The sequence below is a fragment of the Streptomyces sp. NPDC051172 genome (assembly GCF_040682555.1).
In the GTDB taxonomy this organism is placed as follows: domain Bacteria; phylum Actinomycetota; class Actinomycetes; order Streptomycetales; family Streptomycetaceae; genus Streptomyces.
The window spans coordinates 21,337-45,948 of the sequence record NZ_JBFBBE010000024.1 but is presented as its reverse complement, the minus strand read 5'-3'; the positions used below and the strand labels follow the sequence as shown (position 1 = coordinate 45,948).

Genomic DNA, 24,612 nt, shown 5'->3' with positions numbered 1-24,612 from the left:
CGCCCTCCTCGACGTACGACCGGTCAGCTCTTCTTGGCCGACTCGGCGCTGTCCTTCGTGCTGTCCTCCGCCGCGTCCTCGGCGGCCCCGCCTGCTGCGGGTTCTTCGGGTTCCACTGCGGAGCCCTCCGCGTCCGGCTTCGCCGCCGAGGAGTCCGTCTCGTCCTTGTCGAGGGCCACGGCGGCATCGCCGTCGGCCTCGGCCGCTTCCTCCGCGGCACCCGGCTCGACCACTTCTTCCCTGCCGGGCCGCTTCTTCGCCGACACCACGATGTACGCCACCGCGAGCAGGAACACGATCCCCGCGGTCCAGTCGTTGAGCCGCAGGCCCAGGATGTGGTGGGCGTCGTCGACGCGCATGTACTCGATCCATGCCCGGCCCACGCAGTACGCGGCGACATACAGCGCGAACGCCCGGCCGTGTCCCAGCTTGAAGCGGCGGTCGGCCCAGATCACGAGCAGCGCGACGCCGATGCACCACAGGGACTCGTAGAGGAACGTCGGGTGGTAGTACCCGGGTACGCGGCCGTCCGCGGAGGACGTGATGTGCAGCGCCCAGGGAACGTGGGTCTCCTTGCCGTACAGCTCCTGGTTGAACCAGTTGCCCCAGCGTCCGATCGCCTGCGCGAAGGCGATACCGGGGGCGATGGCATCGGCGTAGGCGGGCAGCGGGATGCCCCGGCGGCGGCAGCCGATCCACGCGCCGACCGCGCCGAGCGCGATCGCACCCCAGATGCCCAGGCCGCCCTGCCACACCTTGAAGGCGTCCACCCAGTCACGGCCCTGGCTGAAGTACAGCTCGTAGTCCGTGATCACGTGGTAGAGGCGACCGCCGACCAGGCCGAAGGGCACCGCCCAGACAGCGATGTCGGCCACCGTGCCGGCTCGCCCGCCCCGGGCGATCCAGCGCCTGTTGCCGAGCCAGACGGCGACGAAGACGCCGATGATGATGCAGAATGCGTAGCCGCGCAGCGGGATGGGGCCGAGGTACAGCACCCCGCGCGACGGGCTCGGAATGTAGGCAAGTTCTTCCATGGCAGAGTCGACGCTACCGTGCCGGGCCGGGCCGACGGCAAGCAGCCCGGCTACGGGTCCATAACGGGCGGGCGTGAAACTCTTACCCCCTGGGCCTGGGCCTGGCCTACTTCGCCGCCAGCACCATCTGCTTCAGCTTCGCCGGTGTCAGCGTCTGGTCCTGGTAGATGTTCTTGCCGTCGAGCAGCACGGTCGGGGTCCCGCTGAAACGGCCCGCCTTGAACGCGGCGTTCGACTTGTCGACCCAGCTGTCGTGCTTGCCACCGTCGACGCACGTGCGGAAGGCAGCCGTGTCCAGGCCGCCCACCTTGCGCGCCAGGTCGATCAGCTTGGCGTTGTCGGCGAAGGTGTCGACGGTCTCCTTGGGCTGGTTCTCGTAGAGCACGTCGTGGTAGTCGCGGAACCTTCCGGCGTTCTGCGCGCAGGCGGCGGCGTTGCCCGCGCGCAGCGAGCCGGTGCCGCCGAGGTTGCCGTCGATGAGCCTGACCAGGTGGTATTCGATTCTGAGCTTGCCGGAGTCGGTCAGCTCATGCAGCGTCGGGCGGTACACCGTCTCGAAGGCCTGGCAGGCCGGGCAGCGGAAGTCCTCCCAGATGGTGAGCGTCTGCTTGGCGCCCTCCTTGCCCACGGCAATCGCGAGGCCGTCCTTGCCCTGTGCCCCGGAAGGCGCCACGACCGGGCCCGAGCTCTTGTCCTTGTCCTTGCCCGCATTGGCGGCGACCACCCCGATCACCGCCGCGAGGCCGAGGACGCAGACGACGCTCGCGCCCACGATCAGCGTCCGCCGTCGCTTCTCCGCGGCCTTCTGCTTCTCACGCTCGACCGCCAGCCGCTCCCGTGCGGTGCGCTTTCCGTCTCGGTTCTTCTCGCTCACACCCCCAGAACGAAGCCGGGGAGGCGCAATGCGCCTCCCCGGCCCCAGATCCACTCGTTCGGAGGACCCCCCGCGAGACGAGCGGCCCACGTGAGACGACCTGCTCGGTCACGCCTGCCGGCGCACGCCCTTGGCAAGCTCGCCGGCGAGTGAGCGCACGGCCTCGACTCCGGCAGCGTCGTCCGGTGCGTCCAGCATCCGCTTGACGAAGGCCGAGCCGACGATCACGCCGTCGGCGAAGCCGGCCACCTCGGCGGCCTGCTCCGCGTCGGAGACCCCGAGCCCGACACAGACGGGCAGGTCGGAGCCGGTGGCACGGGTGCGCTCCACCAGGTCCTGGGCCTGCGCGCCCACCGACTCACGGGTGCCGGTGACGCCCATCAGCGAGGCGGCGTACACGAACCCGCTGCCCGCCGCGGTGATCTGCGCGAGCCGCGCGTCCTTGCTGCTGGGCGCGACCACGAAGACCGTGGCGAGCCCGTGCTTCTCGGCGTGCTCCCGCCACAGGGCCGACTCCTGCACCGGCAGGTCGGGCAGGATGCAGCCCGCGCCGCCGGCCTCGGCGAGCTCGGCGGTGAATCGCTCGACGCCGTAGCGGTCGATCGGGTTCCAGTACGTCATCACGAGCACCGGCTTCCCGGTGGCCGTGTGCGCCTCACGGACCGTACGCATGACGTCGGCGATCTTGACTCCGCCGCGCAGGGCGATGTCGTCCGCGGTCTGGATGACGGGGCCGTCGAGGACGGGGTCGCTGTGCGGCAGCCCGACCTCGACGACATCCGCACCGCCGTCGAAGACGGCCTTGATCGCCTCGATGCCGCCGTCCACGGTCGGGAACCCGGCCGGGAGGTAGGCGATGAGTGCGGCGCGTCCCTCCGCCTTCGCGGCGGCGAGGGTGTCGGACAGCAGCTGAATGTTCCCGCTCACTTCGCGTCCCCCTCGATCTCGGCGGTGTCGGCCGCATTGGCGGCGACCTCGGCGTCGGTGTCGTACAGGCCGAAGTACCGGGCGGCCGTGTCCATGTCCTTGTCGCCGCGGCCGGACAGGTTGACGACGATCAGGCCGTCCTTGCCCAGCTCCTTGCCGACCTCCAGGGCGCCGGCCAGCGCGTGTGCGCTCTCGATGGCCGGGATGATCCCTTCGGTGCGCGACAGCAGCCGCAGGGCCTGCATCGCAGCGTCGTCGGTGACCGCACGGTACTCGCCGCGGCCGCTGTCCTTGAGGTAGGAGTGCTCGGGGCCGATGCCCGGGTAGTCCAGACCGGCCGAGATCGAGTACGGCTCGGTGATCTGGCCCTCCTCGTCCTGCAGGACGTAGGAGCGGGAGCCGTGCAGGATGCCGGGCTCGCCCGCGGTCAGCGTCGCCGCGTGCTCGCCGGTCTCCACGCCGTGGCCGGCCGGCTCGCAGCCGATGAGGCGTACGGACGCGTCCGGAATGAAGGCGTGGAAGAGGCCGATGGCGTTGGAGCCGCCACCGACGCAGGCGACGGCCGCGTCGGGCAGGCGTCCGGCCTGCTCGAGGAGCTGGCGGCGGGCCTCGACGCCGATCACGCGGTGGAAGTCGCGGACCATGGCCGGGAAGGGGTGCGGGCCGGCGACCGTACCGAACAGGTAGTGGGTGTGGTCGACGTTGGCGACCCAGTCGCGGAAGGCCTCGTTGATGGCGTCCTTGAGCGTACGGCTGCCCGACTTCACCGCGACGACCTCGGCACCGAGCATGCGCATCCGGGCCACGTTCAGGGCCTGGCGCTTGGTGTCGATCTCGCCCATGTAGATCGTGCACTCGAGACCGAACAGCGCGCAGGCCGTCGCGGTGGCGACGCCGTGCTGGCCGGCGCCGGTCTCGGCGATGACGCGGGTCTTGCCCATGCGCTTGGTCAGCAGGGCCTGACCCAGCACGTTGTTGATCTTGTGCGAGCCGGTGTGGTTGAGGTCCTCGCGCTTGAGGAACACCCGGGCGCCGCCGGCGTGTTCGGCGAAGCGGGGGACCTCGGTGAGGGAGCTGGGGCGGCCGGTGTAGTGGACCAGCAGGTCGTCGAGTTCGCGGGCGAACTCGGGGTCGTGCTTGGCCTTGTCGTACTCGACGGCCACCTCGTCCACGGCGGCGACGAGGGCCTCCGGGATGAACTTGCCGCCGAATGCGCCGAAGTAGCCTTCGGGGGTGGGGACTTGACCCTCCGGGTCGGGGATGAAGAAGTCGCTGGGCATGCGTGTACCTCACGGTGAGTTCTGTGAAAAAACGGATCGCCGTGGGGGGCGGGGCCTGCCGTACGACCTCAGGCCTTTTGCGGCTGGTCGCGCCTGCGCGGCGGTAGCCGCAAATCAAACAGAGCCCCGCGCCCCTGAGGGGCGCGCTGCCATCGCCGCCCGTTTACCTGCCCGGGTTCGTCTCCGATGACGTACCTGACTCTCCGGCCGTGCACCCTGCGTGCCGGGGCGCGGCAACCACGAGGGCGGCAGCCGCGCGCGAGGCGGGCGTGCCGGTCCATGGTTGTCACAGTGAGAGTCATCGGGGCCAGCCTACCGAAAGATCAACTGCGCCCGTGCCGCAGTGCCGGATGCTCGCCCGCCGCCACCAGGTCGGACACCGCGGACTTCGGGTCCTTGCCGGTGACCAGGGACTCGCCGACCAGGACCGCGTCGGCGCCCGCGTTGGCGTAGGCGATGAGGTCGTGGGGGCCGCGGACGCCGGACTCGGCGATCTTGACGATGCCGTCGGGGATCTCGGGGGCGACGCGCTCGAAGGTGCCGCGGTCGACCTCGAGGGTCTTGAGGTTGCGGGCGTTGATGCCGATGATCTTGGCGCCCGCGTCCACCGCGCGCTCGACCTCGTCCTCGTCGTGGACCTCGACGAGCGGGGTGAGGCCGATGGAGACGGCACGCTCGATGAGGGATTCGAGGGCGGGCTGGTCGAGGGCCGCGACGATCAGCAGGGCGAGGTCGGCGCCGTATGCGCGGGCCTCCCACAGCTGGTACGAGGTGACGATGAAGTCCTTGCGCAGGACCGGGATGTCCACGCGGGCGCGGACCGCCTCCAGGTCGGCCAGCGAGCCGCCGAAGCGGCGCTGCTCGGTCAGGACGGAGATGACGGCGGCGCCACCCGCCTCGTAGTCCGCGGCGAGGCCCGCCGGGTCGGCGATCGCGGCCAGGGCGCCCTTGGAGGGGCTGGAGCGCTTGACCTCACAGATGACCTTCACACCGTCGCCACGCAGGGCGGCCAGGCCGTCCTTGGCCGCGGAAGCCTTCGCCGCGCGCTCCTTGAGCTCGTCGAGGCTGACGCGCGCCTGCCGCTCCGCGAGGTCGGCACGGACTCCGTCGATGATCTCGTCGAGCACACTCACGCGAGCGGCCCCCTTCCAGACGGTTGACTGTTCAAGCTGTTGAGCCAAGTTGACCCCTGGGGAAAAACAGATGGTCACTGCGATGGTATCCGGAGGGAGGGGTAGGCCTCACATCCGGTTGACGCCGGTCCCAGTACCTGGACGTTCGTCCATTGATCAAGGATGTAGCCAGCCACCGAACGGCAGGTTCCGGACAACCGTGAAGACCAGCGACAACGTCCCCAGCACCCACAGCTGCCGGCTCCCGAGTTCGAGACGGAACGGCCGTCCGCGCACCGCGCGCACCACCCATACGGTCCACAGCACGGCGAAGCCCAGATAGCCGACGACGGCGAGGGCGTTTGCCTGGAGCGCCGCGAGGAGGTCCCCGTGGATGAAGGAGTGCGCGCTGCGCAGGCCGCCGCAGCCGGGGCAGTACAGGCCGGTGAGCCGGTAGAGGGGGCAGACCGGGTAGTGGCCGGGCCGGTACGGGTCGACCGTCCCCACGTACGCGAAGGCACCGGCGACGGCCGCCAGCACGCCGGCGGGAACGGCGAGCCGCGCCGCCGTGGATTCGGTGGCGGGCGGTGTCGCGGGTCGGCTGTCGGCGTTCACGCCTTGCATTGTCCCCCCGGGCGGGCGCCACGCACGCGTGAGGGGCGATCCGGTGTCGGATCGCCCCTCAGCGGCAGTCGTGTGTGAGTCAGCTCTTGGTGCCGACGGCCGCCTGGCTCTGCTCGAGCGCGTCCTGGAACGTCTGGTGCGCGTCCTTCGGCTGGCCCATGCCCATCGCGCTCATGATCCAGCCGACGATGCCGCCGACGACCACGATCGCCAGGCCGGCCCAGAAGCCCACGGGCTGAGCCATCACCATGAAGGCACCCGAGACGCAGAAACCGATGAAGGCGATCGTGACACCGGTCCAGGCGGCCGGGGTGTGACCGTGGCTGCTGCCCGCCATGACTTGCTCCTCGCTGATGTTTACGTGTCTGAGCCGGACGCTCAACGGACATTGTCCCGCACGCGCACGCGTGCGCTGCTCGGGGGTGGGTGCCTGCGCGTGGCGACCCGGGAGAGGGCGGGCTATGCCCCGGTGGGGTCCTCGCCGCGGTCGAGTGCCTTCCAGATGTCCTCGGGGCGGTCGGGGTCCACGGACGGGGCCCTGCGGCGGGCCTTGGGGGCGCCTTCGCGCTCGTAGCGGCCGGACATCGCGGGCCAGTTCCGGCCGTAGCGCAGGGCGAGCAGGCCCGCGACGAGAAGCAGGAGGCCGCCCACGGCCGCGACGTACGGCCAGGCGGTGTGGGAGAGGCCGGCCACGGTGGCCGAGGTGTCGCCGGCGGCCTGCGCGGCCTTCTCGTCGAGCGCGGAGCTGTCGGAGGCGCCCAGCAGGGCCGCGGCGACGGTGCCGGCGCCGGAGAGCGCGAGCAGGACCGAGACCAGCAGTCGGCCCGCCCGGCGGACGGCGAAGACGGCGACGAGCGCGGCGAGGCCCACTATGGCGAGCGCCGCGGGTACGCCCGTGACGTCGCTGCCCTTGGCGGTCAGGGGGAAGGCGCCGCCGGCCACCGTCGCGGTCCCCTCCGACCAACGCTGACGGGTGGCCAGCAACGCCACGGCCGCGCCGAGCGCACCGCACAGCAGGGCAACGGCGAGACTCCGGCGACCGGACCGCGCGGGTCCGTCGGCTTCGGAACGGGGGTGAGGAACAGCAGTCACGTACTCCACTATCGCCCGAACCCCGGGCGAAGCGTCACCCGGGGTTCACGTGAGAAGCACCCCACTTGTCGCCGGAAGGGTCCTACCGGCCCAGCCTGTTGGCCGTGTGGACCGCCCGGAGCACGGCCGCGGCCTTGTTGCGGCACTCCTGGTCCTCGGCGAGCGGGTCGGAGTCGGCGACGATGCCGGCGCCCGCCTGGACGTACGCAGTGCCGTCCCGCAGCAGGGCGGTGCGGATGGCGATGGCGGTGTCGGAGTCCCCCGCGAAGTCGAGGTAGCCGACACAGCCGCCGTACAACCCGCGCCGGGACGGCTCGAGTTCGTCGATGATCTGCATCGCCCGAGGCTTGGGGGCGCCGGAGAGGGTGCCCGCCGGGAAGCAGGCGGTCAGGACGTCGAAGGCGGTGCGGCTCTCGGCGACCTTGCCGGTGACCGTGGAGACGATGTGCATCACGTGCGAGTACCGCTCGACGGACATGAAGTCGACGACCTCGACCGAGCCGGGCTCGCAGACCCGTCCGAGGTCGTTGCGGCCGAGGTCGACGAGCATGAGGTGCTCGGCGCGCTCCTTGGGGTCGGCGAGCAGTTCGTCGGCGAGGGCCTGGTCCTCCTGCGGGGTGGCCCCGCGGTGTCGCGTCCCGGCGATGGGGTGGACCATCGCATGCCCGTCCTCGACCTTGACCAGTGCCTCGGGGGACGAGCCGACGACGTCGAAGCCGTCGAAGCGGAAGAGGTACATGTACGGCGAGGGGTTGGTCGCCCGCAGCACCCGGTAGACGTCCAACGCGCTTGCCGTGCACGGCGTTTCGAAGCGCTGCGAGGGGACGACCTGGAAGGCCTCCCCGGCCCGGATGCGCTCCTTGATGTCCTCGACCGCCTCCTGGAAGTCGGGGCCGCCCCACAGGGCCGTGTACTCGGGGAGCTCGGAGGGCGGTAGCACGGCGGGCGGCTGGGCTACCGCGCGCGAGAGGTCGGCCTCCATGGCGTCGAGGCGCGCCACCGCGTCCGCGTGGGCCTCGTCGACGCCCGTGTCGAGGTCGTTGTGGTTGATCGCGTTGGCGATCAGCAGGACCGAGCCCTCCCAGTGGTCCATGACGGCGAGATCGCTGGTGAGCAGCATGGTGAGCTCGGGCAGCCGGAGGTCGTCCCGCTCCCCCGGGCCGATCTTCTCCAGGCGGCGCACGATGTCGTAGCCGAGATAGCCGACCATGCCGCCGGTGAAGGGCGGCAGGCCCTCCTGGTGCGGGGTGTGCAGGGCCTCGATGGTGGCGCGCAGGGCGACGAGGGGGTCGCCGTCGACGGGGACGCCGACGGGCGGGGCGCCGAGCCAGTGGGCCTGCCCGTCACGAGCCGTCAGGGTCGCTGCCGACCGCACGCCGACGAAGGAGTAACGGGACCAGGAGCGCCCGTTCTCCGCGGACTCCAGCAGGAAGGTGCCGGGGCGCTCGGCGGCGAGCTTGCGGTAGAGCGCGACCGGGGTGTCGCCGTCGGCGAGGAGCTTGCGCGTGACCGGGATGACGCGCCGGTCGGTGGCCAGCTTGCGGAAGGTCTCGAGGTCCATGCCGGCAGACCTTACTGATCCGTGGACGGTGCGCCGGAACCGGCGCCGTCCTTGAGGAGCACGTCGGCGTCGAAGCAGGTGCGGGCGCCGGTGTGGCAGGCGGCGCCGACCTGGTCGACCTTGACCAGCACGGTGTCCGCGTCGCAGTCGAGGGCGACCGACTTGACCCACTGGAAGTGGCCGGAAGTGTCGCCCTTCACCCAGTACTCCTGGCGGCTGCGCGACCAGTACGTGCAGCGGCCGGTGGTGAGGGTGCGGTGCAGCGCCTCGTCGTCCATCCAGCCGAGCATGAGCACCTCACCGGTGTCGTACTGCTGGGCGATGGCGGGGACGAGCCCGTCGGCGCTGCGCTTGAGCCGCGCGGCGATCTCCGGGTCGAGGCTGCTGGGGGGCGGCGTGCTGGTCATGGGTGCCATTGTGCCTCCCGCCACTGACAGTGACGGTGCGGTGTCCACTGATTGGAAATGGCGGTGCGCAGCGCCTCGGTGAGGGGTGGTGGTCGGGCGACGGGTGGGCGGACCGTTGAGCCGGACGTAGGCTGGCTGGCATGTCGACTTTCGCCAAGCGTGAACGACTTCTCCTGGCCGACCTGTTGGAGGCCGAGGGCCCGGACGCCCCGACCCTCTGCGAGGGCTGGCGGACCCGTGACCTCGCCGCGCACGTGGTGGTGCGCGAACGCCGACCCGATGCCGCCGGCGGCATCCTGATCAAGCAGCTCGCGCCGCGCCTGGAGCGGGTGATGGCGGAGTTCACCGCCAAGCCGTACGAGGAGCTGATCCAGCTCATCCGCACCGGTCCGCCGCGCTTCTCGCCGTTCCAGCTCAAGCAGGTCGACGAGTTGTCGAACACGGTCGAGTTCTACGTCCACACGGAGGACGTCCGCCGTGCGCAGCCGGACTGGGTGCCGCGCGAGCTGGACCAGGTTTTCCAGGACACCCTGTGGTCCCGCCTCGAGCGCTCGGCCCGCCTGATGGGCCGCAGCGCACCGACGGGCCTGGTGCTGCGCCGTCCGGACGGCCAGACAGCGGTCGCCCACCGCGGGACGCCCGTGGTGACGGTGACCGGCGAGCCGTCGGAGCTGCTGCTGTTCTCCTACGGCAGGCAGAGCGCCGCCAAGGTGGAAGTGGACGGCGACAAGGACGCGGTCGCAAAGCTGCACGAGGCGAAGCAGCTGGGCATCTGAGGCAGCCGGCGGACCGGACCGGCGCCCGGGGCGCCGGTCCGGTGATGCTCAGCGGACGGGGTGCCCCGCCTCCCGCAGCGCCTGCTTCACCTGGCCGATCCGCAGGTCGCCGAAGTGGAAGACGGACGCCGCCAGCACCGCGTCCGCGCCCGCACCGATGGCCGGCGGGAAGTCGGTCAGCTTGCCCGCGCCGCCCGAGGCGATCACCGGGACCGTGACGTGCTTGCGTACCGCGGCGATCATCTCCAGGTCGTAGCCGTCCTTCGTGCCGTCCGCGTCCATGGAGTTGAGCAGGATCTCGCCCGCGCCCAGCTCGGCGGCCCGGTGCGCCCACTCGACGGCGTCGATGCCGGTGCCGCGACGGCCGCCGTGGGTGGTGACCTCGAAGGTGCCCTCGGCAGTGCGGCGCGCGTCCACGGACAGGACCAGGACCTGGCGGCCGAAGCGCTCCGCGATCTCACGGATCAGGTCGGGGCGGGCGATCGCGGCCGTGTTGACGCCCACCTTGTCGGCGCCGGCCCGCAGCAGCTTGTCCACGTCCTCGGCCGTGCGGACACCACCGCCGACCGTGAGCGGGATGAACACCTGCTCGGCCGTACGGCGGACCACGTCGTACGTCGTCTCGCGGTCGCCCGACGAAGCGGTGATGTCCAGGAACGTCAGCTCGTCGGCGCCCTCGGCGTCGTACACCTTGGCCATCTCGACGGGGTCGCCCGCGTCGCGCAGGTTCTGGAAGTTGACGCCCTTGACGACCCGGCCGTTGTCCACGTCCAGGCAGGGGATGACTCGGACCGCCAGGGTCATGAATCCACGGCTCCTCTGTATTGACTCTGGCCCCGGAAGGCTTCCAGTTCCACTTCGACCAGGATGCGCGGGTCGACGAAGCCCTCCACGACCAGGAGGGTCGAGACCGGGCGCACCGTGTCGAACAGTTCCTTGTGGGCCCGGCCCACGGCGTCCACGTCCCGCGCATGGGTCAGGTACATCCGTGTAAGGATGACGGAGTCGACGCCGAGCCCGAGCTCACCGATCGCCTCGATCGCGCTGGTGAAGGCCACCTTGGCCTGCTCGTAGGGGTCGCCCTCCCCGTACAGCACGCTGCCCTTGAAGGACGTCGTGCCCGCCACCAGCACACGGTCGCCCGCCGCCACGGCACGTGCGAAACCGAAGGACTCTTCCCAGGGACTTCCGCTCTGCACACGCCGTACGGCATCGCTCATGACGACACAGCCTCCAAGGCCTCTTCCAGGGTGAATGCCTTCGCGTACAGGGCCTTCCCGACGATGGAGCCCTCGACACCGAGGGGTACCAGTTCGGCGATGGCGCGGAGGTCGTCCAGGGACGACACGCCGCCGGACGCCACGACCGGGCGGTCGGTCGCCGCGCAGACGTTCTTCAGCAGCTCCAGGTTGGGGCCCTGCAGGGTGCCGTCCTTGGCGATGTCGGTGACGACGTACCGCGCGCAGCCCTCCTTGTCGAGGCGCTCCAGCGTGTCGTAGAGGTCGCCGCCGTCGCGGGTCCAGCCCCGGCCGCGCAGGGTCGTGCCGCGTACGTCCAGGCCCACCGCGATCTTGTCGCCGTGCTCGGCGATGACCTTCGCGACCCACTGAGGGGTCTCCAGGGCGGCCGTGCCGAGGTTCACCCTGGTGCAGCCGGTGGCCAGGGCGGCGGCCAGCGAGGCGTCGTCGCGGATGCCTCCGGACAGCTCCACCTTGATGTCCATCGCCCCCGCGACCTCGGCGATCAGCTCACGGTTGTCGCCGGTGCCGAACGCGGCGTCCAGGTCGACCAGGTGCAGCCACTCGGCGCCCGACCGCTGCCAGGCGAGGGCGGCCTCCAGGGGGGAGCCGTACGAGGTCTCCGTGCCGGACTCGCCGTGCACGAGGCGGACGGCCTGGCCGTCGCGGACGTCGACGGCGGGGAGGAGTTCGAGCTTGGCCATGGTCTACAGGGTTCCGATCCAGTTGGTGAGCAGCTGCGCTCCGGCGTCGCCGGACTTCTCGGGGTGGAACTGGGTGGCCCACAGGGCGCCGTTCTCGACGGCCGCCACGAAGGGCTTGCCGTGCGTCGACCAGGTCACCTTCGGGGCGAGCATCGTCGGGTTGTGCGTCTCCAGCGACCAGTCGTGTACGGCGTAGGAGTGCACGAAGTAGAAGCGCGCGTCGGCATCCAGGCCGGCGAACAGCTGGGAGTCGGCGGGCGCCTCGACGGTGTTCCAGCCCATGTGCGGCACGATCTCGGCCTGCAGCGGCTCGACCGAGCCGGGCCACTCGTCGAGGCCCTCGGTCTCCACGCCGTGCTCGATGCCGCGCGCGAACAGGACCTGCATGCCGACGCAGATGCCCATCACGGGGCGCCCACCGGACAGCCGGCGGTCGACGATCCAGTCGCCGCGCGCCTCCTTCAGGCCCTGCATACAGGCGGCGAAGGCGCCGACGCCCGGTACCAGCAGGCCGTCGGCGTTCATGGCCCTGTCGAAGTCACGCGTGATCTCGACGTCCGCTCCGGTGCGCGCGAGGGCACGCTCGGCGGAGCGGACGTTCCCGAAGCCGTAGTCGAAGACCACGACCTTCTTGGAGTTGCTCAATTCCACATCTCCAGCCTCAGGACACCCGCGACCAGACACATCGCGGCGCTGACGGAGAGCAGCACGATCAGGCTCTTCGGCATCTGCTGCTTGACGAAGGAGATGATGCCGCCGACCAGGAAGAGGCCGACGACGATCAGGACGGTCGACAGTCCGTTCATGGCTTTACAGCGCGCCCTTCGTGGAGGGCAGGATGCCGGCCGCGCGCGGGTCGCGCTCAGAGGCGTAGCGCAGGGCCCGCGCGAGCGCCTTGAACTGGCACTCCACGATGTGATGCGCATTGCGCCCGTACGGCACATGCACGTGCAGTGCGATCTGGGCCTGGGCGACGAAGGACTCCAGGATGTGCCGGGTCATCGTGGTGTCGTACTCGCCGATCATCGGAGCCATGTTCTCGGGCTCGGTGTGCACGAGGTACGGGCGGCCGGACAGGTCGACGGTCACCTGGGCGAGCGACTCGTCCAGGGGCACCGTGCAGTTGCCGAACCGGTAGATCCCCACCTTGTCGCCGAGCGCCTGCTTGAACGCGGCGCCGAGCGCGAGGGCGGTGTCCTCGATGGTGTGGTGCGAGTCGATGTGCAGATCGCCCTCGGTCTTCACGGTGAGGTCGAACAGACCGTGCCGGCCGAGCTGGTCGAGCATGTGGTCGTAGAAGCCGACCCCTGTCGACACATCGACCTTGCCGCTGCCGTCGAGGTCTATCTCGACGAGCACCGACGTCTCCTTGGTGACCCGCTCGACTCTTCCCACGCGACCTTCGCGAGTCATGCGCTGTGCTCCTTCTTCAGTTCACGTACCGCGTCCAGGAACGCGTCGTTCTCCTGCGGGGTTCCGGCGGACACCCGCAGCCACCCCGGGATGCCGTTGTCCCGTACCAGCACACCCCGGTCGAGGATCTTCTGCCACGCGGTGTGGGAGTCCTCGAACCGTCCGAACTGCACGAAGTTCGCGTCGGACTCGACGACGTCGAAGCCGAGCGCGCGCAGCTCGCTCACCAGCCGGTCCCGCTCCGACTTCAGCTGCTCGACGTACTTCAGCAGCGTGTCGGTGTGCTCCAGGGCGGCCAGCGCGGTCGCCTGGGTGATCGCCGAGAGGTGGTACGGCAGCCGTACCAGCTGGACGGCGTCGACGACGGCCGGGTGCGCGGCGAGATAGCCGAGGCGCAGGCCGGCCGCGCCGAAGGCCTTCGACATCGTCCGGGAGACGACGAGATTCGGCCGGCCTTCGATCAGCGGCAGCAGCGAGTCGCCGTGGCTGAACTCGATGTACGCCTCGTCCACGATGACCACGGACGGCTTCGCGGCCTGCGCGGCCTCGTACAGCGCGAGGACCGTCTCACGCGGAACCGCGTTGCCCGTGGGGTTGTTGGGGGTGGTGATGAAGACGACGTCCGGCTTGTTCTCGGCGATCCACCGCTCGGCGGCCGGCAGGTCGATCGTGAAGTCCGCGTTCCGCGGACCCGAGATCCAGCCGGTGCCCGTGCCACGCGAGATGAGCGCGTGCATCGAGTACGACGGCTCGAAGCCGATCGCGGTACGGCCCGGTCCGCCGAAGGTCTGCAGCAGCTGCTGGATGACCTCGTTGGAGCCGTTGGCGGCCCAGACGTTCGCGAGCCCGACCTCGTGGCCGGAGGTGTCCGTCAGGTACTTGGCGAGCTGGGTGCGCAGCTCGACGGCATCGCGGTCCGGGTAGCGGTTGAGGTCACGGGCGGCCTCGCGGACACGCTCCGCGATGCGCTCGACCAGCGGCTCGGGCAGCGGGTACGGGTTCTCGTTGGTGTTCAGCCGTACGGGGACGTCCAACTGGGGCGCGCCATAAGGGGACTTGCCGCGCAGCTCGTCCCGTACGGGGAGATCGTCGATCCTCACGTCGTTCACTTGCTCTCGGGCACCTTCCAACCGAACCTTGCCTTGATCGCCGCGCCGTGCGCGGGCAGGTCCTCCGCCTCCGCCAGCGTGACCACGTGGTGCGCGACCTCGGCCAGCGCGTCCTTCGTGTAGTCGACGATGTGGATGCCGCGCAGGAAGGACTGGACCGACAGGCCCGAGGAGTGGCAGGCGCAACCGCCGGTCGGGAGCACGTGGTTGGAGCCGGCCGCGTAGTCGCCGAGGGAGACCGGCGCCCAGGGGCCGATGAAGATCGCGCCGGCGTTCTTCACCCGGTCGGCCACGGCAGCCGCATCCGCCGTCTGGATCTCCAGGTGCTCGGCGCCGTACGCGTCGACGACCCTGAGGCCCTCGTCGATACCGTCGACGAGGACGATCGCGGACTGCCGGCCCTTCAAAGCGGGCACGATCCGGTCCTCGATGTGCTTGGTGGCCGCGACCTGCGGCTCCAGCTCCTTCTCGACCGCGTCGGCGAGCGCCACGGAGTCGGTGACCAGGACGGCGGCGGCCAGCGGGTCGTGCTCGGCCTGGCTGATCAGGTCGGAGGCGACGTGCACCGGGTCGGCCGTGTCGTCGGCGAGGACCGCGATCTCGGTGGGGCCGGCCTCGGCGTCGATGCCGATCTTGCCGGTGAAGTAGCGCTTGGCGGCGGCGACCCAGATGTTGCCGGGCCCTGTGACCATGTTGGCGGGCGCGCAGGACTCGGTGCCGTGCGCGAACATCGCGACGGCGGTCGCGCCACCGGCCGCGTACACCTCGTCGACGCCGAGCAGCGCGCAGGCGGCGAGGATCGTCGGGTGCGGAAGGCCCCCGAACGCGGCCTGCGCCGGGGAGGCGAGGGCGATGGACTCGACGCCGGCCTCCTGCGCCGGGACGACGTTCATCACCACGGAGGACGGGTAGACCGAGCGGCCGCCCGGCGCGTACAGCCCGACGCGCTCGACCGGCACCCACTTCTCGGTCACGGAGCCGCCCGGCACGACCTGGGTCGTGTGGGTCGTGCGGCGCTGCTCGCGGTGGACGAGGCGGGCACGCCGGATGGACTCCTCCAGGGCCGCGCGGACCGCCGGGTCGAGCTCTTCCAACGCGCGCGTGAGCGCGTCGGCGGGCACCCGGACCTGCTCCAGCCTGACCCCGTCGAACTTCTCGGCGAAGTCGATCAGCGCCGCGTCGCCCCGATGATGCACGGCTTCGCAGATCGGACGCACCTTCTCCAGGGCGGCCTGAACGTCGAAGTCGGCTCGGGGCAGCAGGTCACGCAGGGCGGGGCCCTCGGGGAGGGCGTCGCCGCGCAGATCGATTCGGGAGATCACGGGCTCAATTCTCTCAGACCGGGGTTCGGCGTCGTCCGCGCGTATCAATGGCTGATACAGAACCACGGCGGAACCCGGAAGATCACCTTCACGTCCAGTGATTCGGGGGTTACCCAGCGGGCATGAACGGTTGTGCGAAGACAGGACTGGAGGAGTTGTGACTGAGGGGGCCGGCTTCCGTGCCGGAGACGCCGGAGACCTTCCGGACGATCTGACCGCCGCCGAGGCCGGCATGTGGCAGGCCTTCCGCAACGGCAGTGTGTACGACCTGAGCAGCGGGGACACCATCGTCGACGATCCGCACGGCGGGCACCCGTGGGGGCCCGAGCGGACCGTGCGGGCGCGGATCGTGTGCTGGCTGCTCCTGGACGGCCCGCCCGCGCTCGCGGGCCGGGTGTCCTCGCTGAAGCTGCGCGGGGTGCAGATCAGCGGCTCTCTGGACCTCGCGGGCGGTGTGGTGGTGCCGTACGTCGAGATGCGCGGCTGCCGCTTCGAGCGGGACGTGCTGCTGCCGGAGGCCCACTTCACGACCATACGGATGGTGGACTGCTCGGTGCCCCGTCTGGAGGCCGCGCGTGTGCACACGGAGGGCGATCTGCACCTCCCGCGCTGCCGCTTCCTCAGCGGCATCCGGCTGACCGACGCGCACATCGGTACGGATCTGATGCTCAACCAGGCGATCGTCCACCGCGACCGCAGCGGCCGTTCGATCGCCGGCGACGGCATGATGGTCGGCCAGGACCTGCAGGCCGAGCTGCTTGAGTCGCACGGCGAGCTGAGTCTGCGCAGCGCGAAGATCGGTGTGTCGCTGAGCCTGCGCGGCGCCCGGCTGGCCAACCCGTACGGCAGGCTCGCGCTGAACGCGCCCCAGCTGAGCGTCGGACGCACGCTGTACCTGACGCCCGCGGGCGTCGGCGCCTCGATGCTGAGCGGTGCGACGCCCGCGCGCGGGACGCGGATCCAGCGCTTCGAGTGCCAGGGCGGAGTGCGCCTGGACGACGGGCGGTTCGAGGACGCGGTCGACCTGGAGCGGGCCCGGTTCACCTTCACCGACGACCAGGAGCTGTCGCTGCGCCGGGTGCAGACGCCCGAGCTGCGCTTCCTCGGGGAACGCCCGCAGCGCGGCAAGGTCGTCCTGTCGGGCGCGCGGGTGGTCAACCTGGTCGACCGGTCGACCGCCTGGCCCGGGCCGGGCAACCTGCACATGGGCGGCTTCCAGTACGAGAACCTGGTGCCGCAGGGCCCCTTCCCGCTGACCGAGCGGCTGGAGTGGGTGACCGCCGCGACCGCCGAGTACAACCCGGAGCCGTACGAGCGACTCGCCTCCGTGCTGCGGGCCGGCGGCGAGGACGAGGACGCGCGCGAGGTGCTCCTCGCCAAGCAGCGCCGACGCCGCGAGAGCCTGCCGATCGCCGCCAAGCTGTGGGGGTACGCGCAGGACTGGACGGTGGCCTACGGGTACCGGCCGGGCCGGGCCGCCGTCTGGATGGCGGTGCTGTGGGCGGCGGGCTCACTGGCCTTCGCGCACGCGAGCCATCCGCCACTGCAGCCCGGGGCCCACCCGCCGTGGAACCCTGCCCTGTTCGCGCTGGACCTGCTGCTCCCGGTCATCGACCTGGGCCAGGTCGGCGTCTGGCAGCTGAGCGGCGGCTGGCAGTGGCTGTCGGCGGCGATGATCCTGCTCGGCTGGATCCTGGCGACGACGGTGGCGGCGGGGGCGACGCGGCTGCTGAGACGGAACTGAGGTCCTGGGAACACCCGAGTTCCGCACACAACAACCCAACACTTGCCGAACAGTCACCCTTTACCTGTACTTGACCGATCCGCGTACAACTTTCCACGACTTGTCCGTGGGCCCTGGCGCAGGGTTGACCAGCGGCCTTTCAATGGTCGACACCATGGCTCTGCTGCATCCGTTCAGCCGCGCGGCCCGGACCCCCCAGGCCGCTGCGCGCCCCGCCGCCGGACTCCCCGCCGACGACGAGGTGCTGCTCGACGTGCCCGACGACCGCCTCGGATCCGCGTTGGTCGCGGCTGCGGGCGGCGAGCGCGGCCCCGCCTCCGCGCTGCTCGCCGACACGCGCACGCGCAGCGACTGGGAGACCCGCGACCGGTACGCGAGACGCCTCGCGGCCTTCGCGCACGCCCGCCCGGAATGGCTGCAGGCGTGGTCCGCCGCCACCCCGCACGATCCGGACGTGCTGTTGATCAAGGCCCAGCTCGCGGTGGACGACGCCTGGCGCTCCCCGGCACGCGCGGAACTGCTGCGCGAGGTGAGCCCCCTGATCACGGCTGCCGCCCGCGGCGACGACCACGATCCGGTGCCCTGGCGGCTCGCGCTGGACCATGCGCGCGGCACCGGCGCGGGCCCCAAGTACTTCGGCGAGCTGTGGGAGGCGGCACTGCGCCGCGCCCCGCACCACTACGGCTGCCATGTGGCGGCCCTGCGCTATCTGGCCGCGTCCTGGCAGGGCTCCCACCGCGAGTGCTTCGACTTCGCCGACCTGGCGGCGCAGGACGCCCCGGCGGGCTCCCTCATCCAGGCGCTGCCCTCACGGGCGGCCTTCGCCTGTCTGACGGACGGTGTCGGCGCCGAGGTGCCGCGTGCACGGCTGGACGCGGCGGCCGACCGGGCGATCGCGTTCTCCGCCCGCTTCCCGGCGGCCGACCCGTGGCCGTCCGAGATCCGCAACAAGCTGATGTACGTCCTCGTACGCCTCGACCGCTGGGAGGAGGCGCTCACCGAGCTGCACCGGATCGGCCCGTACGCCACGTCCTTCCCGTGGGGCCGGTTGTCGGACGACCCGCTGGCGCTCTTCCTCAAGGTGCGCGGCGAGATCCTCGCCCGTACGACGGGCCTCATGCCCTCGCCCCGGCATCCACGGAACGGGCGTGCCGGACGCGCCCGCTCCGCCGACCACTAGGCTCTTGCGTCGTGACCACCGTCCGTCTCCCGCTCTTCCCCCTGAACTCGGTGCTGTTCCCGGGGCTGGTACTGCCCCTGAACGTCTTCGAGGAGCGCTATCGCGCCATGATGCGCGACCTGCTCAAGACACCCGAGGACGAACCGCGCCGGTTCGCCGTCGTGGCGATCCGCGACGGCCACGAGGTGGCGCCGAGCGCGCCCGGCATGCCGGACCCCACGGCCCTGCCCGAACTCGGGCCCGCCGCGGGCTTCGGCCCCGACCCGGCGAAGTCGTTCCACGCGACGGGCTGCGTCGCGGACGCGGCGACGATCCGCGAACGCGAGGACGGCACCTTCGAGGTCCTGGCGACGGGCACGACCCGAGCGCGCCTGGTGTCCGTCGACACGTCGGGTCCCTTCCTGACGGCGGACCTGGAGGAGCTGCCGGAGGAGCCGGGCGACGAGGCGGGCGCTCTGGCCGAGGGCGTGCTGCGGGCATTCCGCCAGTACCAGAAACGCCTGGCGGGTGCGCGCGAACGATCCCTCACGACCGGCGCCGACCTCCCGGACGAACCGTCCGTGGTCTCCTACCTGGTGGCGGCTGCGATGATGCTGGACACCCCCACCAAGCAGCGCCTGCTGCAGGCCCCGGACACCGCGTCCCGGCTGCGCGACGAGCTGAAACTCCTTCGCTCCGAGACGGCGATCATCCGTAACCTGCCGTCACTGCCGGCGTCGGAGCTGACGCGCGGCCGCACAAGCCTCAACTGAAGTCACCGCATCAGTCACTGCGAAGGCCGGAATGGCAAAGAAGCCGAAGAAGAACCAGCAGCAGGGCGGCACCCCCGCGACGGTAGCCCTGACGTCCGCCGGGGTGCCGTACACGATCCACGCCTACGACCACGACCCGTCCCACCCGTCCTACGGCGAGGAGGCCGCGGAGGCGATGGGCGTGTCCCCGGACCGCGTCTTCAAGACCCTGGTCGCGGACGTGGACGGCACCCTGACGGTGGCCGTGGTCCCGGTGGCGGGCCAGCTGGACCTCAAGGCCCTGGCCTCGGCGGTCGGCGGCAAACGAGCCGCCATGGCGGACCCCGCCCTCGCCGAACGCACCACGGGCTACGTCCGCGGCGGCATCTCCCCCCTGGGCCAGCGCAGGAAACTCCCCACGGTCCTGGACGCCTCGGCCTCCGCCCACGCCACGATCTGCATCTCGGCGGGCCGCCGCGGCCTGGAGGTCGAACTCTCTCCCGAGGACCTGACCAAGCTGACGGAAGCGGTGGTGGCCCCCATCGGCCGTGCGTGACCCCTCGACGACCGCCCGTCCCTCGGTTAAGTACGAGGGACATGTCGAAGAAAACCCGCAAACGCAAGTGGCGCACCAAGAAGGGCCGCTCCAACCACGGCCACCGCCCGTCGTAGGAGAGCCTCACGCCCTCAAACGTCGGCCGGGACTTGATCTCTTCAGCCCGCCCGGCGTTTGAGGGCGAGGCCCGGCCATCCCGGACCCCCACCCACCCCCGGGGGGCGACACTCCTCGCAGCCCACCCGGCGCAAAAGAGCCTCACGTCCTCAAGCGCCGGCGGGGGCTTGATCTTTTCAGCCCGCCCAGCGTTTGAGGGCGAGGCCGTTCAGGCCGAAAAGCGGGGGTCTGGGGGCGCAGCTCCCAGGGACGGGACGGGTAGGGGCGGCGGGGGCGAAAAACCCGCGGCCCAAGGGCGCCACCCCTACGCCATCGGTGCCCCATAAGGATCCTTGGGAACACCCCCGTGTTCCTGATAGTGCTCCGGATCCCGAGGCCCGAACAACGCCGTCAACCCAAGATGCACCACCAGCGCAGCCAACGACCACGCCAGCAACGCCCCCTTCGCCCCCAGCTTCAGCGGCGCAGAAAACACAACCCCCTTGCCCACAGCCTTCGCATGGGCGATCACATCCTGCGACGGTCCCAGCCACACCCCGAGCTTCCAGGCCAGCAACGACGCGAGCAGCCCCCCGACCCCCAGCGCCACCGCCAACGGCACACCACCACGCCGCCGCCAGAAAAAGACCCCGAGCGCACTCACCGCACCAAAGGCCACCGCAAGCAGCGTGAACGTTCCGTCCACCCCGATCGCCTGCTCCCCCTCGCTGTCCGAGAGATAGACGACCCAGCTCTTGTCGACCACGTCACCGACGAGCGGCACATGCGGCGCCAGCCACCACCACAGCACCCCGAGCAGCGCGCCCGCGACCGTCACCGCCGCCGTGATCACGGCGGCCTCCCGCACTTCGGTCTTCATCCCGGGCCCGTCCTGTCCGTACGTGCCGTCCCACGCGGCGTCATGCGCCACAGGGGCCACGTACCCGGCAGCCGGGGGCTGCCACGCATTCTGCGAGGACTGTTCATGCGGCGGCGGAGGCGGAGTCAACGGTGCGGTCACCCTGCCATCGTGCCAGGCCCGCCTGTGCGGCGCTTCACCGGACGGCCGCCCGACGGTACGCCCACGTGGCGACGGCCAGCGAGGCCACGCCCACCCCGGCGCACACGGCGAGGTCCCCGGCCACGAAGGCCCAGTCGGGATGCGCCCCGAAGGTCCGCGCGAAGGCCTCGACGCCGTACGTCGACGGCAGCAGATCCCGCGCCAACCGCACGACCTCGGGCATCCGGTCGGCCGGCAGCACCCCGAGCAGCAGCGCCGCGGACATGCCCAACTGGCCGAGCAGAGTGGCCAGTTCCGGCCGCGGAGCCAGCAGCCCGAGCGCCGCGCCCAGTCCGGCCAGCGCAGCTCCCGCCAGCGGAATCACCGCGACGAGCACCCACAGATGCGCCAGCGGCAGCCCGAACAGCACGCACCCGAACACCGCCGTGACCACGGTCCCCGGCACGGTGAAGGACGCATACGCCCCGGCCGCCCCCAGCACCACGGACGCAGGCGGCACGGGCAGCGTCGCGTAATGGTCGAGCCCGCCGCTCGCCCGCAGCTGCCCGAAGTACTGCGCGAGCAGATTCAGCGCGACGAACGCCACCACGAGCACCGACGCCCCGGCGACCACCGACTCGGCCTCGCCGCCGCCGTCCACGACTCCCCGCATCAGGATCATGATCCCGATCGACTGGAAGGTCGCCACGAACAGCAGCGGGATCCGGGCCACCCGCGCGCGCGACAGCTGCGCCCGGTAGACGGCGACGAGGGCCGGCCACATCCGCGCCCGCGGCCCGAGCTCGGCCGCGCCGCGGCCGTCCTCCTCCACGGCCAGGGCACCGCCCGGCAGGACCCCGGCGGGTACGACACTCACGACGCGCTGCTCCCCTTCTCACTCGGGCCCACTGAGCCCACTGGGCCGATCGCTCGTAGGGACCATACGGCCGCGGCGGCCCGTGCACTCACACCGGCGACAACGCTCATGCCTTCACCAGCCCCTGCTGCGCGGCGCCGCCCAGCGCCAGATACACGTCCTCCAGGCTGGGCGTGGCCAGCGTGAAGTCGTCGAGCGCGGCGAACGCACTGCCACCGGTGACGGTGGCGACGACCGCGCGGGCCTCCTCGGGGGCGAGCCTGATCGTCCAGCGGCGCCCGGCCTCGGCGGCCCGCTCACGAAGCGCGGCGACCTCGGGCACGTGCAGCGGCGCACTCTCGCGCCACACCAGCTCGACCCGGACCTCCCCCGCGACCTGCTCCTTGAGCCCGGCGGGGGTGTCGCAGGCGATCACCCGTCCCTGGTCGAGTACGGCGACCCGGTCGAGGACCGTCTCGGCCTCGATGACGTTGTGGGTGACCAGCAGAACCGTCGTCCCGCGCTCGGCCCGCCGCCGGTCCACGGCCGCCCACACGGCCCGCCGGGCCACCGGGTCCATCCCCGTGGTCGGCTCGTCGAGCACCAGCAGCGGCCGCTCCCCGACCAGCGCGGCGGCCAGACACGCCAGCCGCCGCTGTCCGCCGGACAGCTTCTTCAGCGGCCGCCCGGCAAGGGGTGTGAGCCCCAGTTCCTCCAGTACGGCGTCCCGCTCGGCCCGCGCTTGACGGGCCTCCAGGCCGCGCAGCCGCCCGGTCGTCTCGGCGGCGAGGGACACGGTCAGTTCGTCGAGGGCGCTGGACTCCTGCCCCAGGTAGGCGAGGATCCGCGCGGCCCGCTCGGGGTGGCGCACGATGTCGTGCCCGAGGATCTCGACCCGCCCGGCATCGGGCCGCATCAGCCCGGTCAGCTGCCGTACGAGGGTGGACTTGCCTGCACCGTTCGGCCCGAGGAGACCGAAGATCTCGCCGCGCCGGATGTCGAGGTGCACATCGTCGGTGGCCCGCACCGCGGGCGTTCCCGGCGCGCCCCGGCGCCCCCGCACGGGCGGATAGGTCTTGGTCAGTCCGCGCACCGCGCACACGACGTCCCCACCGTGTCGAAGTGCCTGTGCCGCGCGCGTACTCACAAAGGACGAGGGTACGGGGTCCGCAGGCCCCGTCCGCTCTCGGGTTGGTCCAAAGCGGCACAACCGCCAGTAAAGAGCCCGGTGAAGAACCTGGTCAGCACACCGGTGAGGAACTACTCACCCGCGGGAGCGTGCTCCGCCGCGGTCCGCACGTCGATCTCCCGCCAGAACCCGGCCCGGATCGCATAGCGGTCGTGCTCGTCGATCTGGTCGTCCTTGTGGGCGAGCAGCCCGAACCGGGCGGCGTAGCGCAGCAGCTCCCCGTCGATGCGGTGCGGGACGCGCGGGTACATCCCGGACAGCTTCTGCAGATGGCTCTGGTCGCCGAGGCGCTCCATCCACCGCCGCGCGAACACCTGCCCGACCTCGTAGGGGTCGCCGCCGACCGTGGTGATGTCCTCCTCGCGGTCGGCCCACCGCTGCTCCGCGGTGGTCAGCTGGGCGAGCGTCGGCATCGAGGCGGCCTCGGGGGCCTCCGCGGGGGGCCGGTCCACCCAGCCCTTGTCGGAGGACCAGCGCAGGGTCGCGTTCGCGGGATGCCGGTCGGGCTGCACCCCGGGGGCACGCAGCGCGGCCAGGTCCTTCGGGGTGGGCACGCCCTTGGGTGCGGGCACCCGCTCCTGCGTGCCGTTCTCGGAACGGCCCGCCGCGGGCGTGTGCTCGTCCTCGGCGCTCCGCTCGGCCGCGGAGAGCGCGGACTCCGGCAGCGGCGCGGAGAGGATCGCGGCGATCTCGGGCCGCGGCACGGGCGGCGGCGCGCAGATCCCGCCGAGTTCCTTGGCCCGTACGGCCTTGGTGATCCACGTACGGTCGAGGACGCGCCGCTCGTCGGCCTCGGCGACCAGGTCCTCGGACTGGTTGTAGTCCCCGTCGGCGGCCTGCACGGCCCACAGGTGTACGGCGACGCCGTGCTCCTTGGCGGCCATCATGCCCGGCAGCAGATCGCCGTCGCCGGTGACGAGGACGATGTCGGAGCAGGCGCGGTTGCGGGCCAGCTCGGTGAGCTCGGCGTGCATGGCGGCGTCGACGCCCTTCTGGGCCCAGCGTCCGTCGCTGCGGGTCAGGGCGCCGAGCCGGACGGTGACCCGGGGCATCACGCGCAGCCTGCGGTGTTCGGGCTGCGGGACGCGGTCGGGGGCGCCGTCGAACCAGTAGATGCGCAGCAGCGGCCGTTCCGTGTCGGACTCGGCGCGTTCGCGAAGGGCCTGGATGAGGGCGGCGTGATCGACGGTGATGCGGGAGCGCGAGGGCTCCCCGGCAAGGAGACTGGCGGCGGCCCCCAGCAGATACCCGGCGTCCACCAGGACGATGCAGCGGTCCACGCGATCCACCCTCTTTCCGGGAGGTTTGCTTCGGGCTTCCTTCGAGTCTGCCCGACTGCGCGGGGGTTAACGGCCCGAACTCGATCTTCGGCGTGGCGTTTCGGCTCGCGTCCCGCGTCCTCGCGCTCCGAGATGCCCTGTCACAGACGGTAATTATCCGAAATGCGCTCATTGTCAGCCTATGTGAATCTGGTCGCGGCCCTGGCCCCTAGATCCCCCACAGGAGGCAGAACCATGGCCAAGAACAAGAACCGTGAGCGAAAGCAGCCGCAGACCGAGCGCGGTCAGCAGGCGAACCAGCAGTCCACGATGGAGTCGCACGCCGAGCAGCACCTCAGCCAGGTGACCCCCGGCGACATGGCACGCAAGGGCAGGCAGAAACGCTTCGGTCACAACTGACGCGCTCACAACTGACATCTGCACATTGGGTTGTTGAGACCCAGGCACACAGAGGGGCGCCGGCCGCGACACCGGAGGCCCCCCCCGCCCAGGGGCCGTGGCCCGCCC

28 protein-coding genes are annotated in these 24,612 nt (G+C 71.3%); 6 read left to right on the top strand and 22 right to left on the bottom strand.

The genetic code is table 11. The features are described from left to right. Positions 1–23 precede the first annotated feature (23 nt). The 10 genes from lgt to hisI all read right to left on the bottom strand — a co-directional run bounded on the left by lgt (position 24) and on the right by hisI (position 8,911). Complete coding sequence (gene lgt / locus AB0N07_RS17110) at positions 24–1,034, bottom strand: prolipoprotein diacylglyceryl transferase (RefSeq protein ID WP_365835667.1); 1,011 nt, start codon at positions 1,032–1,034, stop codon at positions 24–26. A gap of 106 nt (positions 1,035–1,140) precedes the next feature. After that, positions 1,141–1,908, bottom strand: a complete 768-nt coding sequence (locus AB0N07_RS17105; RefSeq protein WP_365835665.1) for a thioredoxin domain-containing protein — start codon at positions 1,906–1,908, stop codon at positions 1,141–1,143. Between the two features lie 108 nt (positions 1,909–2,016). Continuing rightward, positions 2,017–2,835: a tryptophan synthase subunit alpha gene (gene trpA, locus AB0N07_RS17100; RefSeq protein WP_365835663.1), complete on the bottom strand. Its 819-nt coding sequence runs from the start codon at positions 2,833–2,835 to the stop codon at positions 2,017–2,019. Continuing rightward, the gene (trpB, locus tag AB0N07_RS17095) at positions 2,832–4,115 is read right to left on the bottom strand and encodes a tryptophan synthase subunit beta (RefSeq protein WP_365835661.1); all 1,284 of its coding nucleotides are present in this window, start codon (positions 4,113–4,115) and stop codon (positions 2,832–2,834) included. Before trpB ends, trpA begins: the two co-directional genes overlap by 4 nt. A gap of 323 nt (positions 4,116–4,438) precedes the next feature. Next, positions 4,439–5,248, bottom strand: a complete 810-nt coding sequence (gene trpC / locus AB0N07_RS17090) for an indole-3-glycerol phosphate synthase TrpC (protein WP_365835659.1) — start codon at positions 5,246–5,248, stop codon at positions 4,439–4,441. 156 nt (positions 5,249–5,404) lie between these two features. Then, positions 5,405–5,851, bottom strand: a complete 447-nt coding sequence (locus AB0N07_RS17085) for a DUF2752 domain-containing protein (RefSeq protein WP_365835658.1) — start codon at positions 5,849–5,851, stop codon at positions 5,405–5,407. Positions 5,852–5,930: 79 nt separating this feature from the next. After that, a complete protein-coding gene (locus AB0N07_RS17080) occupies positions 5,931–6,188 on the bottom strand; it encodes an HGxxPAAW family protein (protein ID WP_365835657.1) in 258 nt (85 codons plus the stop codon). 122 nt (positions 6,189–6,310) lie between these two features. Then, the gene (locus AB0N07_RS17075) at positions 6,311–6,952 is read right to left on the bottom strand and encodes a TIGR02234 family membrane protein (protein WP_365835656.1); all 642 of its coding nucleotides are present in this window, start codon (positions 6,950–6,952) and stop codon (positions 6,311–6,313) included. A gap of 73 nt (positions 6,953–7,025) precedes the next feature. Next, positions 7,026–8,504, bottom strand: coding sequence for an anthranilate synthase component I (locus tag AB0N07_RS17070; protein ID WP_365835655.1), 1,479 nt, complete (start codon positions 8,502–8,504; stop codon positions 7,026–7,028). Between the two features lie 11 nt (positions 8,505–8,515). Continuing rightward, positions 8,516–8,911 carry a phosphoribosyl-AMP cyclohydrolase gene (gene hisI / locus AB0N07_RS17065; protein WP_365835653.1) on the bottom strand — a complete coding sequence of 132 codons (396 nt, stop codon included), beginning with the start codon at positions 8,909–8,911 and terminating at the stop codon, positions 8,516–8,518. A 140-nt stretch (positions 8,912–9,051) separates the two neighbouring features. Here hisI and AB0N07_RS17060 point away from each other — a divergent pair, with 140 nt between their 5' ends. After that, positions 9,052–9,687 (top strand): TIGR03085 family metal-binding protein, encoded by a 636-nt coding sequence (locus tag AB0N07_RS17060; RefSeq protein ID WP_365835651.1) that lies wholly within the window; start codon positions 9,052–9,054, stop codon positions 9,685–9,687. Positions 9,688–9,735: 48 nt separating this feature from the next. Here the strand turns inward: AB0N07_RS17060 and hisF are convergent, their stop codons facing one another. From hisF to hisD, 8 genes are read right to left on the bottom strand one after another with little or no spacing between them, the layout of a single operon-like run. Next, the gene (hisF, locus tag AB0N07_RS17055; protein ID WP_365835649.1) at positions 9,736–10,491 is read right to left on the bottom strand and encodes an imidazole glycerol phosphate synthase subunit HisF; all 756 of its coding nucleotides are present in this window, start codon (positions 10,489–10,491) and stop codon (positions 9,736–9,738) included. Then, the gene (locus AB0N07_RS17050; RefSeq protein WP_365835647.1) at positions 10,488–10,907 is read right to left on the bottom strand and encodes a RidA family protein; all 420 of its coding nucleotides are present in this window, start codon (positions 10,905–10,907) and stop codon (positions 10,488–10,490) included. Before AB0N07_RS17050 ends, hisF begins: the two co-directional genes overlap by 4 nt. Continuing rightward, on the bottom strand, positions 10,904–11,629 hold the full coding sequence (gene priA / locus AB0N07_RS17045) for a bifunctional 1-(5-phosphoribosyl)-5-((5-phosphoribosylamino)methylideneamino)imidazole-4-carboxamide isomerase/phosphoribosylanthranilate isomerase PriA (protein WP_365835645.1): 726 nt from the start codon (positions 11,627–11,629) through the stop codon (positions 10,904–10,906). The genes AB0N07_RS17050 and priA overlap by 4 nt, the downstream gene beginning before the upstream one ends. A gap of 3 nt (positions 11,630–11,632) precedes the next feature. Then, a complete protein-coding gene (gene hisH / locus AB0N07_RS17040; RefSeq protein WP_365835643.1) occupies positions 11,633–12,274 on the bottom strand; it encodes an imidazole glycerol phosphate synthase subunit HisH in 642 nt (213 codons plus the stop codon). Then, on the bottom strand, positions 12,271–12,435 hold the full coding sequence (locus AB0N07_RS17035; protein WP_365835641.1) for a hypothetical protein: 165 nt from the start codon (positions 12,433–12,435) through the stop codon (positions 12,271–12,273). Before AB0N07_RS17035 ends, hisH begins: the two co-directional genes overlap by 4 nt. Positions 12,436–12,439: 4 nt before the next feature. Next, positions 12,440–13,042, bottom strand: a complete 603-nt coding sequence (gene hisB, locus AB0N07_RS17030; RefSeq protein ID WP_232648170.1) for an imidazoleglycerol-phosphate dehydratase HisB — start codon at positions 13,040–13,042, stop codon at positions 12,440–12,442. After that, on the bottom strand, positions 13,039–14,151 hold the full coding sequence (locus tag AB0N07_RS17025) for a histidinol-phosphate transaminase (protein ID WP_365835638.1): 1,113 nt from the start codon (positions 14,149–14,151) through the stop codon (positions 13,039–13,041). The genes hisB and AB0N07_RS17025 overlap by 4 nt, the downstream gene beginning before the upstream one ends. Further along, entirely contained in the window at positions 14,148–15,473 is a 1,326-nt protein-coding gene (gene hisD / locus AB0N07_RS17020; RefSeq protein WP_365835636.1) for a histidinol dehydrogenase, read from the bottom strand. Before hisD ends, AB0N07_RS17025 begins: the two co-directional genes overlap by 4 nt. 157 nt (positions 15,474–15,630) lie before the next feature. Between hisD and AB0N07_RS17015 the strand changes: the two genes are divergently transcribed. From AB0N07_RS17015 to ybaK, 4 genes are all read left to right on the top strand, one after another. Next, positions 15,631–17,217: an oxidoreductase gene (locus AB0N07_RS17015; RefSeq protein ID WP_365835634.1), complete on the top strand. Its 1,587-nt coding sequence runs from the start codon at positions 15,631–15,633 to the stop codon at positions 17,215–17,217. Positions 17,218–17,359: 142 nt separating this feature from the next. Then, entirely contained in the window at positions 17,360–18,397 is a 1,038-nt protein-coding gene (locus AB0N07_RS17010; RefSeq protein WP_365835632.1) for a hypothetical protein, read from the top strand. Between the two features lie 11 nt (positions 18,398–18,408). Further along, the gene (locus tag AB0N07_RS17005) at positions 18,409–19,149 is read left to right on the top strand and encodes an LON peptidase substrate-binding domain-containing protein (RefSeq protein ID WP_365835630.1); all 741 of its coding nucleotides are present in this window, start codon (positions 18,409–18,411) and stop codon (positions 19,147–19,149) included. Positions 19,150–19,180: 31 nt separating this feature from the next. Further along, positions 19,181–19,684 carry a Cys-tRNA(Pro) deacylase gene (gene ybaK / locus AB0N07_RS17000; RefSeq protein ID WP_365835628.1) on the top strand — a complete coding sequence of 168 codons (504 nt, stop codon included), beginning with the start codon at positions 19,181–19,183 and terminating at the stop codon, positions 19,682–19,684. Between the two features lie 421 nt (positions 19,685–20,105). Here the strand turns inward: ybaK and AB0N07_RS16995 are convergent, their stop codons facing one another. The 4 genes from AB0N07_RS16995 to AB0N07_RS16980 form a co-directional block, all read right to left on the bottom strand. Beyond that, a complete protein-coding gene (locus AB0N07_RS16995) occupies positions 20,106–20,801 on the bottom strand; it encodes an AAA family ATPase (RefSeq protein ID WP_365835625.1) in 696 nt (231 codons plus the stop codon). A 34-nt stretch (positions 20,802–20,835) separates the two neighbouring features. After that, complete coding sequence (locus AB0N07_RS16990; protein ID WP_365835623.1) at positions 20,836–21,657, bottom strand: ABC transporter permease; 822 nt, start codon at positions 21,655–21,657, stop codon at positions 20,836–20,838. Positions 21,658–21,763: 106 nt separating this feature from the next. Beyond that, complete coding sequence (locus AB0N07_RS16985; RefSeq protein ID WP_365835781.1) at positions 21,764–22,738, bottom strand: ABC transporter ATP-binding protein; 975 nt, start codon at positions 22,736–22,738, stop codon at positions 21,764–21,766. Between the two features lie 158 nt (positions 22,739–22,896). After that, entirely contained in the window at positions 22,897–24,105 is a 1,209-nt protein-coding gene (locus tag AB0N07_RS16980; RefSeq protein ID WP_365835621.1) for an NYN domain-containing protein, read from the bottom strand. A 234-nt stretch (positions 24,106–24,339) separates the two neighbouring features. Here AB0N07_RS16980 and AB0N07_RS16975 point away from each other — a divergent pair, with 234 nt between their 5' ends. Further along, entirely contained in the window at positions 24,340–24,504 is a 165-nt protein-coding gene (locus tag AB0N07_RS16975; protein WP_365835619.1) for a hypothetical protein, read from the top strand. Positions 24,505–24,612 lie beyond the last annotated feature (108 nt).